Source organism: Candidatus Nitrosarchaeum limnium BG20, from assembly GCF_000241145.1.
Taxonomy (GTDB): Archaea; Thermoproteota; Nitrososphaeria; order Nitrososphaerales; family Nitrosopumilaceae; genus Nitrosarchaeum; species Nitrosarchaeum limnae.
The window spans coordinates 1-533 of sequence record NZ_AHJG01000020.1 but is presented as its reverse complement, the minus strand read 5'-3'; the positions used below and the strand labels follow the sequence as shown (position 1 = coordinate 533).

General features: G+C 31.5%; 1 pseudogene. It reads left to right on the top strand.

Annotated features, from left to right (window positions below):
• Window positions 1-327: pseudogene (locus tag BG20_RS00970) on the top strand (aspartate aminotransferase family protein); the annotation flags it as partial.
• Between the last annotated feature and the right edge of the window lie 206 nt (window positions 328-533).

The window sequence follows — 533 nt, the reverse complement described above, 5'->3', positions numbered from 1 at the left end:
GGAGTAATCTATCCAAAAATAAATTCATTAGGTAAATTTGCAAGAGTGGAATTGGGAAAAATATTTGGAGATAAAGTAATCATTACAGGTCAAGGGTCATTATTTATGACACATTTTACTAAAGATGGAATTACAAAGATTGAAAATTCGGCTGATGCTGCAAAGTGTGATACCATGTTACTTCAGAAATATCACTTTAAGATGATTTCGCATGATGGAATATTCTTTTTACCTGGAAAACTAGGTGCAATATCAAATGCACACAACAAAGATGACATAAAAAAGATGATTACTGCATCTGAAAACTTTTTGCAAGACAAAAACTAAACTTTCATTACCAGTAACAAATAGTAATTCAATATGGGCTTGTTTGGGTCTACAAATAATTCTGATTTAATGTATGACGCAATGTCCCTAATGGAGAAAAATCAGCCAAAGGGAGCAATCGCACTATTTAATAAAATACTAAAACAAAACCCCAAAAACATAGAGGCACTATACAACAAAGGGTTGGCTCTTAATCAAATTAAAAA